The sequence below is a fragment of the Chitinophaga sp. RAB17 genome (assembly GCF_052114225.1).
Taxonomy (GTDB): domain Bacteria; phylum Bacteroidota; class Bacteroidia; order Chitinophagales; family Chitinophagaceae; genus Chitinophaga.
The window spans coordinates 406,792-423,817 of record NZ_JBFREI010000001.1 but is presented as its reverse complement, the minus strand read 5'-3'; the positions used below and the strand labels follow the sequence as shown (position 1 = coordinate 423,817).

General features: G+C 45.6%; 11 protein-coding genes. 7 read left to right on the top strand and 4 right to left on the bottom strand.

Annotated elements, in window-relative coordinates; genetic code table 11:
- Positions 1–5 precede the first annotated feature (5 nt).
- The 4 genes from AB4Z08_RS01495 to AB4Z08_RS01480 form a co-directional block, all read right to left on the bottom strand.
- Positions 6–1,124, bottom strand: coding sequence for a phytase (locus tag AB4Z08_RS01495; protein ID WP_441571995.1), 1,119 nt, complete (start codon positions 1,122–1,124; stop codon positions 6–8).
- A 17-nt stretch (positions 1,125–1,141) separates the two neighbouring features.
- Positions 1,142–2,407: a hypothetical protein gene (locus tag AB4Z08_RS01490; protein ID WP_441571994.1), complete on the bottom strand. Its 1,266-nt coding sequence runs from the start codon at positions 2,405–2,407 to the stop codon at positions 1,142–1,144.
- Positions 2,408–2,430: 23 nt separating this feature from the next.
- On the bottom strand, positions 2,431–5,190 hold the full coding sequence (locus AB4Z08_RS01485) for a TonB-dependent receptor domain-containing protein (RefSeq protein ID WP_441571993.1): 2,760 nt from the start codon (positions 5,188–5,190) through the stop codon (positions 2,431–2,433).
- Positions 5,191–5,505: 315 nt separating this feature from the next.
- The gene (locus AB4Z08_RS01480) at positions 5,506–7,083 is read right to left on the bottom strand and encodes a tetratricopeptide repeat protein (RefSeq protein WP_441571992.1); all 1,578 of its coding nucleotides are present in this window, start codon (positions 7,081–7,083) and stop codon (positions 5,506–5,508) included.
- 187 nt (positions 7,084–7,270) lie between these two features.
- Here AB4Z08_RS01480 and AB4Z08_RS01475 point away from each other — a divergent pair, with 187 nt between their 5' ends.
- The 7 genes from AB4Z08_RS01475 to AB4Z08_RS01445 all read left to right on the top strand — a co-directional run bounded on the left by AB4Z08_RS01475 (position 7,271) and on the right by AB4Z08_RS01445 (position 17,023).
- Positions 7,271–8,044, top strand: a complete 774-nt coding sequence (locus tag AB4Z08_RS01475; RefSeq protein ID WP_441571991.1) for a 3-keto-disaccharide hydrolase — start codon at positions 7,271–7,273, stop codon at positions 8,042–8,044.
- A gap of 594 nt (positions 8,045–8,638) precedes the next feature.
- A complete protein-coding gene (locus tag AB4Z08_RS01470) occupies positions 8,639–9,148 on the top strand; it encodes a hypothetical protein (protein ID WP_441571990.1) in 510 nt (169 codons plus the stop codon).
- Positions 9,149–9,226: 78 nt separating this feature from the next.
- Positions 9,227–9,601 (top strand): hypothetical protein, encoded by a 375-nt coding sequence (locus tag AB4Z08_RS01465; RefSeq protein ID WP_441571989.1) that lies wholly within the window; start codon positions 9,227–9,229, stop codon positions 9,599–9,601.
- 216 nt (positions 9,602–9,817) lie between these two features.
- Complete coding sequence (locus AB4Z08_RS01460; RefSeq protein ID WP_441571988.1) at positions 9,818–10,420, top strand: RNA polymerase sigma factor; 603 nt, start codon at positions 9,818–9,820, stop codon at positions 10,418–10,420.
- Positions 10,421–10,516: 96 nt separating this feature from the next.
- Positions 10,517–11,683: a FecR domain-containing protein gene (locus tag AB4Z08_RS01455; protein WP_441571987.1), complete on the top strand. Its 1,167-nt coding sequence runs from the start codon at positions 10,517–10,519 to the stop codon at positions 11,681–11,683.
- Positions 11,684–11,995: 312 nt separating this feature from the next.
- On the top strand, positions 11,996–15,325 hold the full coding sequence (locus AB4Z08_RS01450; RefSeq protein ID WP_441571986.1) for a TonB-dependent receptor: 3,330 nt from the start codon (positions 11,996–11,998) through the stop codon (positions 15,323–15,325).
- 12 nt (positions 15,326–15,337) lie between these two features.
- Positions 15,338–17,023, top strand: coding sequence for a RagB/SusD family nutrient uptake outer membrane protein (locus tag AB4Z08_RS01445; protein WP_441571985.1), 1,686 nt, complete (start codon positions 15,338–15,340; stop codon positions 17,021–17,023).
- Positions 17,024–17,026: the final 3 nt, after the last annotated feature.

Genomic DNA, 17,026 nt, shown 5'->3' with positions numbered 1-17,026 from the left:
GGGCATTATTTTTTTGTTGGCGCGAATTCCAGTTGTTTACCGGCAATATCTTCCCATCTGTAATAATGGAAAGTCCTGTCATCACTCATCACTACAAATAAACCATGCCGGAAGGTATCATTCAGCGGGATGCTCACTACATCTGAGCCGTCACTATGACTGGCACTTACTTTTACCACTTTAAGGAGGGTATGTTTGGTGCCTTCTCTGCTGAAGATATGGAATTTATTGGCTCCCTGGTCAGATACCAGCAGGTAACCTTTTTTGGAAGATGTTTTATAGATAGAAATGCCTTCATGGTCTTCCGTAAATCCGGTGGTTCCGAAAAGGGACAGTTCTTCATTTCCTTTTTCCGGCGCTGCATAGTATTGTCTTACACCGTATTGTTCATCTGAATAATAGATGTATCCTGCTTCGTTATCTACCGCAATAGATTCTATTTCTTTTTTGCCGCTGTAGTGGCCAAACTTACGTACCAGTGTAGCTTTTACTTTGCCGGCGCCGTTGTCGGAGAGCAGGTATTGCCATAAATAGGTACCATCCTGCGGACCGGTTTTGCGTCCTACGATGGCGTATTGCTGACCGCTTTTATTGGTGTATACAGCGATGCCCATTAAGTCGCGGTATTGTTTTTCTGTTTCCCCTTCAAATACGGGAATGCCACCGTCATCGATGGGTTGCATATCGGGTAGTGAAAAGAAGCGGAGTTTATGGGTGATGCGTTCGGTGGTAACGGCGTAGTCTACACGTTTTCCATTCAGCAGCAGGCCATAGGCGATGTCTACGTTGTTGGGGCGTTGCAGTCCATGTACTACCTGCCTGATTTTACCCTGCAGGTCAAATACGTAGAGGGCGCCGTCTGCTGATTTATCCGTCCCGATTACCAGGCTCTGTGCGGGATTGGCTGGATTTACCCAAATGGCGGGATCATCGGAATCGAACTGTACGTGTTCAGTAACGATGGCGGGCTGAATAGCGTTAGTCGTATCCGTATATGCTGTATTCGTTGATGCGTTGGTGTTAGTATTCCCGTTACTGTTTGCTTTGGCAGCTGGTCTTGCACAAGCAAGAAAACACAGCAGTCCGGGGACTGCTGTGAATAATAATATATTGCGTTTAGTCATGTGTGTTAGTTCGCTGTTTAGTTTTTAGTGCCAAAGGCGCCGATGGTAGAAGATGGGGCGGGGGAAGAATAGGTATAACCATTCATCACCAGGCCGGCGGCAAAGTTGCGTACGAATGCGGTTGTACCTGCGCCAATGGCGGGTGATCCTGCCTGTACGTGAAAGTCCCAGCTTTTGTTAAAGTCCGGATTATTCATTGCTGTGTTCAGTGGGTAATTTACGAATTTGGGATCGTTGTCACCTGCTTTGGTGCCGATGACATCGTTCTTACCGCCTACTACATCTTTTGAAGGCTGGAACTGATCTACCGTAGCCTGGTCAAATCCATAATAAAGGTTTTGGCTGATTACAGAGCGTGCATCTTCCGGTTTTTTGGTATCTCTTTTAATTCCGAAGCGTGCGTTGGCAAACAGGTTATTATGTAACTCGGCGAATACGGTTGCTTCCACCCAGATAGAGCCACCTTTTACGGTTGGTCTTCTCCATCCGGTGTTGAGGATGGTGTTGTTATAGGCAATGACGTGTGCCTGCGGCGTACGGTCGCCGGAGTTAGAGAGCTTCAGTGCATTGGTGTTGGTGGCGTAAAACAGGTTGTAAGCCACATCTGCGATACAACCGGATTTGATATTAATGCCTTCGCCACCGGTGATGCCGGTGCTATAAAATGAATTATTGGAGAAGATAATTTTACCGCCTTCAATATAGGTACAGTCTTCGTTGAAATTCCTGAAAATGCAGTTGGTCACCACCAGTTTACCATTCACATTGCTATACCATAAAGCAGGAAGGTTTTCGCCGCTGGTCGCTTTATAAAGGCCCATTTTCACGGAAGTGGAAGACTCGGTGGTAGTGGCGCCGCCGTATTCCAGGATCGTATTGTCCAGCAGGAGTTCAGCGGAGGTAGGGGTAGCAAGGATTCCTCCCCACTGTTTGCCAAATTTGCGGGTGTCGTTGCGGAGGTTTTCTTCGATGGTAAATTTCACCGGGTTTTCGGGTGTTCCCATGGAGTAGAAGTTACCTTTTACAATTATTTCCGGTTTGGTGAGGGTATCCATGATTACAATCACACCTTCTTCTATTACCAGTGTTTTACCCTCTGGTATAATGATATCGCCGGTAATCCGCTGTGTGCTTCCTTTAGACCAGATACCAAATACTTCTCCGTGAATACCGCTACCACCAGTGTTGTTTTCTGAAAGGTCTACTGCTATATTGGCTTTTTTACAACCGGTAATGACGGTGGTGATGAAAGCGATGTAAAAGAAAATATTTTTATATTTCATGACGATGAATATTTTAGATTCGTTTATAATTTGTAACGTACACCGAGCAGGTAAGTTTGTTTGTAATAATCTCTTCTGAGCAGTGTTTCGTTTGATTTTCCCTGGCCGGGAATGGTAGCATTTTTATCGTTGGTGCCTTTGATAAATAATTCAGTTGGCGTATTCAGGAGATTGCCTGCTTTGGCGAAAATGCTGAAGTTATTGCGGAATCTTTTTTCCACGGAAATATCCATCTGGACGAATCCTTTCTGCCAGTAATCATTATCCAGAAATTGCGATACTACGGTGATACGTGGGCTGGTATAGGACCCCGCCAGCTGTGCGTCCCATCCATGTTGTGTGTCTTTATACAACAGGGAGAGGTTTCCAATGTGCGCTGACTGGCCGTACAGAGGTCTTGTTTGCTGAGTGGATGCGGTATGGATGTCGCCCTTATCATCTCTGAACCGATAGCTTTTTGAGGTAGTGATAGCAGAGTTGGTATAGGTATAATTCGCCTTGAAACCTATGTTGTGGAAGAATTTGATGTAATCCACTTCCAGTCCGTAATTATGGGCTGTACCAAAGTTGCCGGGCATGTAGAACTGATCCTGTCCACGAATACCGCCGGGGATAATGGTGTTTTCAATAGGATCCTTAATTTTTTTATAGAATACACCTAAGAGTAACTGATCGGTATGATTTGGAAATAATTCATAGCGGAGGTCAAAATTATCGGCCAGGGCACGTTTCAGATCCGGGTTACCTATTTCCTTATATTCTTCATGCACGATAGGACCAGGCACCAGCTCAAAGAAGCCCGGGCGGTTGAGGGAACGGAAGTAGGAAGCATGGAGGTTCTGGTAGGAGGTGAGCTCATATTTCAGCGTCAGGCTGGGTAATACGTCCGTATATACCTGGTTGCCTGTTGGACGGCTCTCTCCTTTGGGAAAAAGCATATGATATCCCTGATCGGTATGTTCCATCCTTGCGCCACCCGTGATTTCCATGGAAGCTACCTTGAATTTGAACATGCCATATCCGGCAGCTGTTTTTTCGCTGGCATCGTAGGTCAGGGCATTATCCACTGCACCGGTTGGGTTTTGTAATTCCCATTGAATATCGGTATAGCTGTTGAAATCTTTGCCATATACATCGCCTACATGGAGCGGCTTAAATACGTAGTTATTAACGAAACTGCTTCTTTGTTTATCGCGGTACAATCCTCCTGCGGAGAAATCTACCTTGGTACCGGCAATGCTGGCGGTATAGGTCAGGTCTGCATAACCAGCGATATCGTTGTCCGTGTTACGCTCCCACCGGCGGGCGCCATCATCTATCGTGGTACGTGTTTCCACAAAGTTTTTGCGTATACCATTTACACTGATGGTGGTATTATCAGGCACTTCGTTTTGTGCGGAAGAAACAACAGCAGACCACTGCAGCTTTAATTTATGTGGAATAAGTTTATGTTCGCCATGCAGGGTAGAAGTATAGATGCGCTGGTTTATTTTCCTGGAGCGCTCTTCGTAGGTGATCTGTGCATTGCCGGCGGCAGGATCAAACTCTGCATTAGACACGTTGGTAGTGATGCCTGAACGGGTCTGGAAACTTTGCAGGTTCATGTAAGATGTATACAGGGACAGCTTATTATTGTCATTGAAGGCATAATCTATTTTGCCATGGAGGCCACTGCGTTTTTGTTGCTCGCTGTATTGACGATCCTGCATGGAGGTAATCACCTCGGTTTTATCTGTTTCCACTGCTGCAGAGCTATAGAGGGTACTGGTGGTACCACGGTAATTGTTCTGGAAGCTACCTGCCAGGATCACACCCAGTTTATCCTTGAAGAAGCGCTGACCTATTGATAAACCAGCCACTACGTTAGGTGCAAAGTTTTTAGGTTGATAGTTCAGGGTACCGGTGGCAAAGTCTTTAGGTGTGGCATTGTATTTTTTGCCATTTACTTCATAAGGCGATTTCCCATTGATGCCACTATGATCGAAGGCTGTAAATCCTTTGTCGAGCAGCATCTGGCTATAGCCGGTAGCAACGTTGGCATTGATGGACAGCTTATTCGGCGCATCTTTCATGACCATGTTTACTGCGCCGCCGATGGCATCGCCTTCCATGTTAGGGGTCAGTGTTTTGTATACTTCGAGTCGTTCTAACAGTTCGGATGGGAAAAGATCAAGGGGTACATAACGGTATTTATTATCCGGACTGGGTATTTTCACCCCGTTGATGAGGGTATAGTTATATCTTTTATCCATACCACGGAGAATGGCATACTGTCCGTCGCCATTGCTGCTACGCTCTATAGATACGCCGGATACGCGTTGAATAACGTTGGCTACGGTTAAATCGGGCGATACTTCTATCGCTGCACCGGATACCACATTCATTATCTGGACGGATTTCTGTTCCAGTTTGCGGGCGGTTTTTTCTGAGGAGGCTTTGTTGTTGGCGGATATCACTACCTCGCTGAGACTTTTGCTACTGCGTTCACTCAGGTACACATTGATGTAGGGATTGTCTTTTTCCACAACAGTAACTTGTTGTGTGAGTGTTTTGTAGGTAAGGTGGGAAATGACGAGGGTAAATTTACCGGGTGTTACCTTTTTGAATTCAAAGGAACCATCCAGTTCGGTGAGCGCCACCAGTTTGGTTTGTTCCAGAATAACGGTAACGCCTACCAGCGGTTCCCCTGTTTTCTGATCGTAAACATGCCCTTTCAGACCATCGGCTTTGGCGATAGTGATGCTGAGCAGCAGACATAAAAACGTGTTTAAAAGTGCTTTCATTTTTAATGAATTTGATACCGTTTGAGTTCGTGGCAAATGGTATCGCAAATGTGATCTGCTCTGAAAAAAATTACAAGAAAGTGCCGTAAACAAAATGTATACAGCGTTAACAAGCCCGTAAACAAAGCGTAATCAGCGTATACAAATGAGATGTAAGTAATTGATAGTTAGTCGTTTATTTGTAACATGATCCGCCATTACCTTATTGTTAACAGAATTACGAATTAGGAATTACGAATTACGGATTTGTGGGGAAAGGATAGCGGGTGATCTCCCCACAAATCCGTAATTCGTAATTCCTAATTCGTAATTCTTTCACAGTCCCTGCACAAAAGTGTTGAGCGTATCGCCTTCAGGGATGTTTAATTTTTTCCGTAACCGATACCTGGCTACACGTAAACTATCTGGTGAAATACCGAGGATAGTGGCCATATCTTTTGAGTCCATATTCATTTTATGGAGGGCGAGTAATTTGATATCGTTGGTAGTAAGATCGCTGTAAAGCGCATTGAGTTTATCGAAGAACACCTGGTGTACCTGTTCAAAGATGCCGGTGAATTCTTTCCATTGTTTTTCGTGATTTACGTTCTGGTTTATTTTCAGCACCAGCTGCTGCAGTTGTTTTTTCTGGTCCCTTTTTTCTTCCTGTACCAGGAGGGAGAGGGTATTTCTCAGTTCATCAAGGAACTGGTTGCGCTGAATAACGTCGAGGGTATGGGTAGCCAGTTGTTTACTTTTCAGTTCCAGCTGGTCTTTCTGTACGCGGTTGAGTTCTGCATTCCTTTCTGATACAGCCTGGGCCTGGCTGATCTTCAGCTTTTGCCGGGAAATGGTGAGCAGGCAAAGAAGGATGAGGAGCAGGACCACGATGACCACCGCAGTATAAATGATGCGGTTCATCTGGTGGCTGTTTTCCAGCTGCATGATTTCATCATTCTTTTTGTTGGTATCATAAATGATCTGGAGGAAGTTCATCTGCTGGTTATTCTGTTCAGAATAAATTTCCGCCAGGCACTTGCGGCTTTGCTCCATATAATAATAGGCACTGTCGTTGCGGCCCAACAGGTTAAATGTTTTGGCGATATCTTTACCTGCGGCGGCTTCCTGGTATTTGTTATTGGTTTGTTGTGCAATGGCCAGGGCTTCTTTTGAAAAGGGCATACTGCGTTTGTAGTCGCCCGTTTTCCTCAGCACATCGCCTATATTGTTAATAATTTCTATACCTGCCACGCGTTCATGGTGGAGTTCATACAAGCGTAGGGCATTCTGAAAGTAGTACAGGGCGGTATCGTATTTCTCCAGGTCTTCATGGATGGTGCCCAGGTTTTCATAGATCCCGGCCATGCCGAAGGTGTCATGTATGCCCTGGTACTGCTTCAGCGCCAGTTGCTGGAAGTAAAACGCGCTGTCGTACTGTTGTTGTTTTTCGTAATGATGACCAATATAGCCGTAGGTGGCGGCCATACCGGCCTTGTCATTTATATCCCGGTACAGCGCTAATGCTTTATCATATTGGGCTTTGGCACCTTTCTTATTAATATTGCGATAATAAAGCAGCCCTATATCATTGATGGTGGCTGCTTCTTCCGCTTTCCGGCGGGTAGTGGCGAAAAGAGTAGCGGCCTGCTGGTAATATTCCAGTGATTTGGCATAGTGCCCCAGTGTGAAGCAGATCCTGCCCATTTGTTGCAGGCATTTGCCGGCAGCGACTTCATCATGGGCATTGACCGCCTGGTCGTGCATTTTACGTAATGCCAGGAAAGCTGCATCAGGTGATTGGTTGCTGAGCTTTCCCGCCGCGGCTAGCTGCAGGGGCAGGGAGTCCTGCGCAACGGTAACAGTAGCCGGAAAGATAAACAAGCATAGAACGATAAACTGAAAAACCCCTTTCATTTTAATGGTAACACGGTATAATTAAGCATAAATAATCCGCAAAGAATGTTTTTTAGTATTAACTGTATGTTACCAAACCGTTAACCGCTGACATAAAAATGCTTGCGTCCCTATCGGATTTTGTATATTATTGTGACACCGGTTACTTTATTGAACCCGAAAAATTAATTCCAGTTAAATATAGATTATGAAAAGAAAATTCTTATTTACCATGCTTTTAGCTGGTGGATTTTGTGCCGCAAATGCTCAGGAGAAAGCCAAGCCTGAAGATACAGAGGTGTATACCCCCGTGCCACCGGAAGTAGTTCCCGCCAAAAAAGCCGGTGCTGCTCCTTCTGATGCTGTGGTATTGTTTGACGGCAGCAACCTGGATCAGTGGGTAATGGCCGATGACCGGGAGAAACCAGCGGAATGGTTGGTAGGAAAAGGAATCCTCACCGTTAACAAGAAATCAGGTAACATCGAAACCAAAAAGACCTTCACCAATTACCAGCTGCATATAGAATGGCGTGTGCCATCCAATATCACCGGTACCGGACAAGGCCGTGGTAACAGTGGTATTTTCCTTGCCTCCCTGGGTAAAGGTGATGCCGGTTACGAATTGCAGGTACTGGACTCCTATAAAAATAAAACATATACCAACGGACAGGCAGGTAGTATCTACAAACAGTTTGTTCCGCTGGCAAATCCTACCCTGCAGCCAGGTGAATGGAATACGTATGATGTGATCTGGAATGCCCCGGTATTTGGTGCTGATGGCGCCGTAGTAAAACCCGCCAAAGTAACAGTGATCTTTAACGGTGTAGTGGTGCAGAATGATGTGGAACTGAAAGGACCTACCCAATATATTGGCCAGGCAGCGTATCGCCAGGCACATGGCGCCAGCCCGATTAAACTGCAGGCACATGGTGATAAGAGTGAGCCACTGAGTTTCAGGAATATTTGGGTGAGAGAGTTGTAGGCGATATTTTTAGTTATAAGATAAGAGGGCATTTCAAAAGTCATTTTGAGATGTCCTCTTATCTTTTGATAGCGCTGCCGTAAATGGTGGCTCTTTCTTTTTTTGTACGCTTGTATGTTCAATTGTGGGCTTGATTTGTTTGTTGTTAATACTGTTTGTTATTCCCCCAATATTTGTGTGAAAATTTTCTATTTGGAAATTTATTGCGAATGTTTAGTACTGCCTTTATGATAGCAGTGTATAATTGATGATTGTGAAATGCCAAGAGAAAAAGAGTGTGATTTAGCTTTTGTTTGACCCTGGAAATTTGGACTATGAAGCCGAATTGAGATTGGAGATTAAGTTGCTGGAAGTAGCGAGGGAAAATAGGGGCGGCATAAAATCATTTGATCGTGTTGCTGGAAATCTTATCGCATACGCATGCCAGATGTCATTTAGAAAAGGATTTGATGGCTTCGTTTCATTGATACCCAAAACTGAACTTATATCACATTATGTAAAGAAGTATCGCTTTAGGCCAATGGGAAAGAATCTTGTGCTCGAAAAAAACACGGCGAAGGCATTGATCACTGAGTATATCGAAATCGATTAAAAATGAATGCAAAAAAGAAGGCAAAAGAGAAACTCTTTCCGGATAATATTTATCCTCATGGGCTTTCACCAGAAGAGAAAGCAGCAGCTGACGAAGAACTGGTGGCTTATCGGATGGAACAATGGAATAACCGGAGTAAGGAGGAACGACTGGATGGTCAGCTTATGCAGTTGAAATATCAAATAAAGGAGGTCGTATCGGCATTGGAATATCAGGAAGAACTTCATTTCGGGTATTTTCTTTCTGCATATATCCGCATTCTTGGCAAGAAACAAAAGGAGTTTGCAGCAGAAATAAGTGTGGATGAAACTCGTCTAAGTCGGATCATTCATAAAAAGGAATTCCCGAATGATGAATTATTTATAAGGCTGGAACTACATTCCAATAATACTATACCGGCTTTTAGTTGGTTTATGCTCGCGGAAAAAGAAAAAGGCTATAACATCAGAACGAATAGAGCGTTAAGAAAGAAGGAAAAGAAAAATGTACATAAGACAATAGCGCAGCTATAAATTTCTTGTGAAGTGCCTGAGATAATGAGTATTCCGTTTATCTGATTTCAAAGGTAAAGTTAATTAATTCGCAACAGTATGACCCATCCTCCCGCCATCATCAACAACATCTCTATCGAAAATAACCTCCTGCAAGCAACCATACGCTCCCCATCTCTCCATCAATCCTTCCCTATTGAAATTGATCTGGAGGAAGATAGCACCAATCCCGCCGATTTCGATGGTTTAATCAATGAACTGCAACGATTGATAGTATATCTCACACCCGTTCAGCTGCAAGAGATAACAGCATCCATCGCCCGGGAAATAACAACAAGCGCTTACCAACAATCCGGTTATATACCAACAGCCGATGATTTCACTGCCCTGGAAAATGATTTGAAGCTGGTGAAAGTCATCGCATTTCCGGAAGGCTTTGCATTGGATTACATCGCTGAAAAGTTATCCGGGTAATGAAGTAAAAGTTCAGTTAGACGAAGATTTCAATATCGACGATGTAGCAATTTATGATTAAAAAATTCCCCGAATTTTTTCTCCACTGATCGGCCAGTTACAGCGATAGGGAACGTTCCCATAAAATTATTTTTTTTTAATTTTCAAATATTCAATTTGAATCTTTACTTTTAGTATGACTACGTTATGTAATACTATTCCACTTTATCCTGTTTCATGGAGATGGTCATCAATGAACAATTATTGCTGCAAAAGGCTGCGGCAGGGCATGAAGAGTCGTTTGCGCGTCTCTTTCACCTGCATAAGCATAAACTGTACAGTTTCCTGCTGCGGTTAACAGATTCGCCGGAGATGTCGGAAGATGTAATCCAGGATGTGTTTCTGAAGTTGTGGAAAGACCGGGAAAACCTCGTCAACATAGAACAGTTTGGCGGCTACATTTATCGGATGGCCCAGCACCAGGTATTGAATGCGTTCCGGCGTATGGCAAAGGAAACGCTGATCCTGTCTGAGCTCAACAGAACAGGTAATGTGTTGAACACCAATGCAGAAGATCATTTAAACGCACGGGAAGTACAGGAAATGCTGAAGTCAGCACTGGATAAATTACCTCCCAAACAAAAGCTCGTTTACACCCTTAGCCGGGAGCAGGGGTTAAAGCATGATGAAATAGCCCGGCACCTGAATATATCTCCTTCTACCGTCAACAACCACATGATTGCGGCGCTGCGTACCATTCGGGAACAGCTGGGCGTACATCTGCATTCCGCCACAGGCGCTTCCTGCCTGCTGGTGATCCTCACTTCTTTTCAAAAATAAAAAAAATTTTCACCGGACTAGGTATAGGTGCCTTCCCGTTTGTCTATAGTAAGATAGATACCGTGAAGCCGATGTTGATTACCGTAAATAAGCAAGATGCCGTCAGCAAGAATTACCTACCTGGTAGAACGATATTTTGACAATTCCGCCACAGCAGCAGAAAGGCAGGAGCTGGCATTGTGGATAGATGGGGAGGCAACAGATGATCAGCTGGCCGCAGCCCTGGGCGATGCCTGGGAAACGCATGTGCCATTGATCCGGATGCCGGACGAGATGTCGGACCGCATTGTGGCTTCGCTGTTTGGTGCGGCGCCTGCGGAGAAGGTAGCGCCGCCAACACGTACTATTCGTTACGGCTGGTGGGCGGCTGCCAGCATATTATTGCTGGGAACGGGCGGCTGGTGGGCGCTGCGGTATATGACTACCAAGTCGCCTGAGATCGCGGATAAACAAACGAGGTATAAAAATGAGGTAGCGCCGGGCGGCAACCGTGCTACACTCACACTGGCAGATGGAAGTGTGATTACGCTGGACAGCGCCGGCAATGGCCTGCTCACACAACAGGGTAATGTTAAAATAGTAAAACAAAGCAACGGGGAACTGGCCTATGAAGGTAACGGCAATGGCAACACGATGTACAACAGGATGGCCACGCCGCGGGGAGGACAGTACCGCCTGAAATTACCGGATGGTACCATAGTGTGGCTCAATGCTGCCTCTTCCATTTATTATCCGGCAGCTTTTACAGGCAAGGAACGAAAAGTAACCATTACGGGAGAAGTATATTTTGAAGTGGCTGCCAACGTCAATATGCCATTTAAAGTAGCAGCAGGCGCCACAGATGTTACGGTTATGGGCACACGATTTAATATCAATGCCTACCCCGAAGAAGCCACTATCAGTACTACGCTGGTGGATGGCGCCGTAAAGGTAACTACCGGCAGTACGGGAGCTGTGCTGAAACCGGGACAACAGGCGAGGGTACACGCCGGCGCATTAGCCGTTATGAATAATATAGATACAGAAGAAATTATTGCCTGGAAAAACGGGTTCTTCCAGTTTACAGATGCAGACATGCCCACCGTGATGAAACAAATAGAACAGTGGTACGATGTAAAAGTAAACTATGAAGGAGCTATTCCTAAAAGGAGCTTTGGTGGCGGTATACAACGCTCATTGCCTCTGTCGGAAGTGTTAAGTATCCTGGAAGCAAATGATGTCAGATTTAAGATCGAAGGAAAAAATATTACGGTATTGAAGTAAAACCACGTTTCTGAATTGCTATTGTAAAAATGAATTCCACTCCGTAAACCCCTAAGGTTACGGGATCTACTTGTTATGCAAATAAAAGCCGGAAATACTGGTAATATTTCCGGCGGCATCTGGATAGCAATGAACAAAATAAGTCGGCGAAGACTCCTTATTCACTCAACCAAACAATGCAAATGTATGCAAATTACTTGTAACGCTCTTTGCAGCCGGAAAGCTGTTTCTATGCCATGGGCCACCATTTTCGGACCCCGCAGAAAAGCTCCCGGGCATCGCACGCTATGCTCAACCAAAATGCTGTTAGCTATGAAGTTAACGTTTGTGTTTCTTACCGTCGTCTTCCTCAATGTAAGCGCTACGGGCCTTTCTCAGACAGTGAGTTTTTCAGGGAAAGAGGTGTCTCTTAAAACGGTTTTTGCCGCTATCAAAAAACAAACAGGATACGTGGTATTCTATGATAACCTGTTGCTTAAAAACAGCCACCCGGTGACGTTGTCTATGCAGCAGGTACCATTGGAAGAACTGCTGGCCAAAGCATTGTACGGGCAGGAGCTGAGTTTTTCTATTGTGGACAAAACCATCTCTATAAAAAAACAGGTGCCAGTCACGCTGCCGCCCATACTAAAATTGCTCACCTTACAGATGACGCTTACCGGTAGGGTAACAGACGATACCGGCACCCCGCTACCGGGCGTAACTGTGTTGCAGAAAGGGACCTCTAATGCTACAGTGACCAATGAAATGGGAGAGTATAAACTTTCAGGTATCAACGATGGCGCCGTTATCCTCTTTTCCTATATTGGTTTCGACAAACAGGAACTCACCGTACGCGGACAATATAAACTGGATGTTCGCCTGAACAAAGCCGCTAATACAGCCCTCGATGAACTGGTGGTAATAGGTTATGGTACCGTGAAAAAGAGCGACCTCACCGGCGCCGTTTCTTCTGTAAAAGGGGATGCCGTAGCTTCCCGTAAAACCACCCAGATTTCACAGGCATTACAAGGCGCCATGCCGGGGGTAATGGTAACCCGTAATAATAATGCCCCGGGCGCTGTAGCACAGATCCGGGTGCGCGGTATTACCACTATTTCTGACGCAGGCGCAACACCACTGGTGATCCTCGATGGTGTACCGGTAGATGATATCAACTCTATTAATCCCAATGACATCGATAATATTTCTGTATTGAAAGATGCCGCCTCGGCTTCTATTTATGGCTCCCGTGCCGCCGCCGGCGTGATACTGGTAACCACCAAACGCGCAAAGAACGGACAACTGGATCTTAACTACAGCTATGAATATGGTATAGAGAAACCTACCAAACTGCCGCAATATGTAGATGCAGTGCGCTTTATGCAACTCACCAATGAACTCAGATGGAATGATAACGGCAATAACGCCAATGAATACCCTACCTATACAAAAGATATTGTAGACAACTACGCACAACTGCATACACAAAATCCGGATCAGTATCCCAATACCGACTGGAGAGCATTGATCCTGCATAATAGCGCCCCACGTGAAACACATATGCTCAGCATTGCAGGTGCCGGTAAAACGCTGCGTTCCAGGGTATCGCTGGTATATGATAAAAACGGCGCCCTGTATGATAACCGTACTTATAGCCGTATCACCACCCGTATCAATAACGATATCACCATCAACAAATACCTCGCTGCCAGCGTAGATATTAACTTCAAACGCACCATGGTACAGCAACCTATTGTGGACCCGATGTATAAAATGGGTATAGTGCCGCCTATTTATGCGGCATTGTGGTCTGATGGCCGCATTGGCGCAGGTAAAGATGGGGCTAACATCTATGCACAAACGAAATACGGCGGTATTAACCATGACTGGTTCAACCAGCTCGGTGGAAAAGTTGGTATTGATTTCACACCCATAGAAGGACTGAAAGTTTCCGCTATCATCGCCCCTTTCCTGAATTTTGACAAAGGGAAAAAGTTCACACAGAAAGTTCCTTACACTGCCTATAATAACCCCGGATCCATCTCCGGTTATATTGAAGGCGCTACAGAAACCAAACTGGAAGAAAGCCGTAATGATAATTATCGTTATACCACCCAGTTCCTGGTGAACTATACCAAACAACTGAAAGAACATAGCATTAACCTGATGGGAGGCTACGAGTTTTACAAAGCGTCAGATGAACTGCTTGGCGCCTCCAGAGGGCAATACCAGCTGAATAACTATCCTTACCTGGATCTCGGTCCACTGGAGTTCCGGGATAATACCGGCAAGGCTTTTGAAAATGCCTATCGTTCCTGGTTTGGCAGAGTCATGTATAGCTATAAAGATAAATACCTGTTGCAGGGAAATATCCGCTATGATGCCTCTTCCCGTTTTGCACCCGGCTATCGCTGGGGAGCCTTCCCTTCTTTCTCTGCAGGGTGGGTGGCATCAGAAGAAAACTTCCTGAAAAAGTCAGCCCCCTGGTTGTCTTTCCTGAAAATAAGGGCCTCACTGGGTTCTCTTGGCAATGAAAGAATCGGTAACTATCCTTACCAGGCGTTGCTCAAGTTCGAAAATAATTCCCTTTTTTATAAAGGCAATACCGTGGTATCGGGACAATCAGCTGCACAATGGCAGTATGCTATCCGCGATATCTCCTGGGAAACTACCCGCTCCTGGGATATCGGCGCAGATGTAAACTTCCTGCAAAACCGTTTACGCTTTACCGGTGACTACTATCGGAAAACGACCAGCGATATCTTGCTGGAACTGGAAATACCGGATTACATCGGCTACGATAACCCCTTCCAGAATACCGGCACCATGTACACCAAAGGCTGGGAAATGCAGGTGGGCTGGAACGACCGGATCGGGGACTTCAATTACAGCGTATCTCTGAACCTCTCCGACTTTGTCACCAAAATGGGTAACCTGGGTGGTACACAGTTCCTGAAAGATTCTATCATCAGGCAGGGCACCGAATTTAACGAGTGGTACGGATATGTATCGGATGGCATTTACCAGACCCAGGAAGAAGTAGATAAATCACCCCGCCTGAACGCCAACGTAAAACCCGGAGATATCCGTTACCGTGATATCAGTGGGCCCGATGGTGTACCTGATGGAAAAGTTTCTCCTGAATATGACCGGGTACCGCTGGGAGGTTCACTGCCAAGGTATATCTATGGGGCGTCTGTTCAGATGGGATATAAAAACTGGGACCTGGGTGTGACCATGCAGGGTGTAGGTAAACAAAATTCCCGTCTTACCACGGATATGGTACAGCCACTGCGGGAAAATTATGGCACTTTCCCGGCTATCCTGGACGGCCATTCCTGGAGCAGGTATAATACACCTGAGCAGAATAAAGCAGCACAGTATCCCCGCTACACCAATACTTCGGCCGGGAATAACTATGCCATGTCTGACTTCTGGATTGTTAGCGGGGCTTACTTCCGGTTGAAAAATATTAATGTGGGTTATACGATGCCCAACAACCTGGTGAAGAAAATGCATATACAGGGTATTCGTTTATACGCCAGCGTTAGCGACCTGTTTTCGCTACATCATTTTCCCAAAGGATGGGATCCGGAACAAGGTGGACTCGGTTATCCTATTACCACCAGTTATGTTTTTGGCGCATCCGTTAAATTCTAAAATTCCACGATCATGAAGCAACTTACCATTATACTCATAGCCGGCTTGTTGATGACCTCCTGTGGCTCATTGGATCTGCATCCGCTGTCGGATGGTTCCAGCGAAACATGGAACTCCACGCCGGAAGAAATTGAAATGTCACTCAACGGATTGTATAAGTCGGATTTCTGGTTGAAAGACAGCGATGAGTGGACGGATGACTGGACGTACCGCGATGCAACAACAGAAGTCACCGGCGCTACTATCAATGGGGAAACTACCTTTGTCAAAGACTGGTGGACTAAAACCTATAAAGCCATCGCCAGAACCAATAATATCTTAAGCAGCATTTCACGTGCCGCCAAAGTATTATCGCCCGATCAGATGAACAGTTATTCGGCAGAAGCCAGGTTTGTAAGAGCCTGCCAGTATTCCCGCCTGTTATCACACTATGGCAACATCATCTATACGGATTCGATTCTGGATATAGAACAGGCATTGCAGATGAAGCAAATGGACAAGCAGGAAGTACTGCAGAAAATTTATGCCGACTTTGACATCGCTGCTACCACCTTGAAAACGACTGTTGGCAGTGGAGACCTGAAACGCGCCACCAAAGGTGCTGCGCTGGCTATGAAGGCACGTATTGCCCTGTACATGGGTGACTGGGCTACTGCAAAAACAGCTGCCAAAGCCTGTATGGATCTCAATGTTTATCAACTCCACGATAATTTCAGTAATCTCTTTTTATCCAAAACAAAAAATTCCGCGGAAACGGTATTGGGTTTCCCCAGGTCTGTAACGCTGAAGGTAACCTTGGGTGATTGCCAGAATTTTGTAACACGCAATTCCGGTGGCTGGGCTGCGAAAGATCCTTCCTGGGACTTGTTCTGCGCTTTCCTTTGCAAAGATGGATTGCCGATTGATCAGTCACCGCTGTTTAATCCACGCCGCCCCTTCGATAACCGCGATCCCCGGTGTACGGCTACCATCGTGGAATTCCAGACACCACACCTGGGCTATATATTTCAGCCACATCCGGATTCTGTGACAGTACTAAAAGTATCGGACAACAAATACGTAGAGAATAAAGATACCCGCTCCATTGCACAGTATGCTTCCTTCAACGGTTTGCTGTGGAAGAAGGGAATTGATGGCGACTGGTTGCTCAACTCCTGGACTGTAGAACCGGATAACATTATTATCCGTTTTGCGGATGTATTGCTGATGTATGCAGAAGCTAAAACAGCGTTGGGTGAAATAGATCAGTCAGTGCTCGATGCTATTAATAAAGTAAGGGCCCGCGCATACGGTACCGCTTATACGAATACAGCTGCGTACCCGGCGGTGACTACCACTGATAAAACGGGACTCACTAAAATTATCCGTACAGAAAGACGGATGGAATTTGCCCTGGAAGGTGTGCGCTACATGGATATTATCCGCTGGCGCCTTGCAGAGAAAGTACTGAATAAAGCCAACTACGGCTTGCTGGATCCTGCTGACTTGCGCACGAAAGTAGTGAAGCCGGGACTATGGTTTTTCCCGCAAACACCTGTACTGGATGCAGATGGCATCGCTGATTTTACACCGATGTATAGCGCCGGACTGGTGAAACAAATTGCAGTACGCAAGTTTGATGCTACCCGGCAATACCTCTGGCCTATTCCATCAAATGAAGTACTGACCAGTCACCTGATACAGAATCCTAACTATTAAGCA

Bases quoted from the DNA above. Each gene is read 5' to 3' on its own strand.
- AB4Z08_RS01495 (WP_441571995.1), bottom strand. From the start codon at position 1,124: ATGACTAAACGCAATATATTATTATTCACAGCAGTCCCCGGACTGCTG.
- AB4Z08_RS01490 (WP_441571994.1), bottom strand. From the start codon at position 2,407: ATGAAATATAAAAATATTTTCTTTTACATCGCTTTCATCACCACCGTC.
- AB4Z08_RS01485 (WP_441571993.1), bottom strand. From the start codon at position 5,190: ATGAAAGCACTTTTAAACACGTTTTTATGTCTGCTGCTCAGCATCACT.
- AB4Z08_RS01480 (WP_441571992.1), bottom strand. From the start codon at position 7,083: ATGAAAGGGGTTTTTCAGTTTATCGTTCTATGCTTGTTTATCTTTCCG.
- AB4Z08_RS01475 (WP_441571991.1), top strand. From the start codon at position 7,271: ATGAAAAGAAAATTCTTATTTACCATGCTTTTAGCTGGTGGATTTTGT.
- AB4Z08_RS01470 (WP_441571990.1), top strand. From the start codon at position 8,639: ATGAATGCAAAAAAGAAGGCAAAAGAGAAACTCTTTCCGGATAATATT.
- AB4Z08_RS01465 (WP_441571989.1), top strand. From the start codon at position 9,227: ATGACCCATCCTCCCGCCATCATCAACAACATCTCTATCGAAAATAAC.
- AB4Z08_RS01460 (WP_441571988.1), top strand. From the start codon at position 9,818: ATGGAGATGGTCATCAATGAACAATTATTGCTGCAAAAGGCTGCGGCA.
- AB4Z08_RS01455 (WP_441571987.1), top strand. From the start codon at position 10,517: ATGCCGTCAGCAAGAATTACCTACCTGGTAGAACGATATTTTGACAAT.
- AB4Z08_RS01450 (WP_441571986.1), top strand. From the start codon at position 11,996: ATGAAGTTAACGTTTGTGTTTCTTACCGTCGTCTTCCTCAATGTAAGC.
- AB4Z08_RS01445 (WP_441571985.1), top strand. From the start codon at position 15,338: ATGAAGCAACTTACCATTATACTCATAGCCGGCTTGTTGATGACCTCC.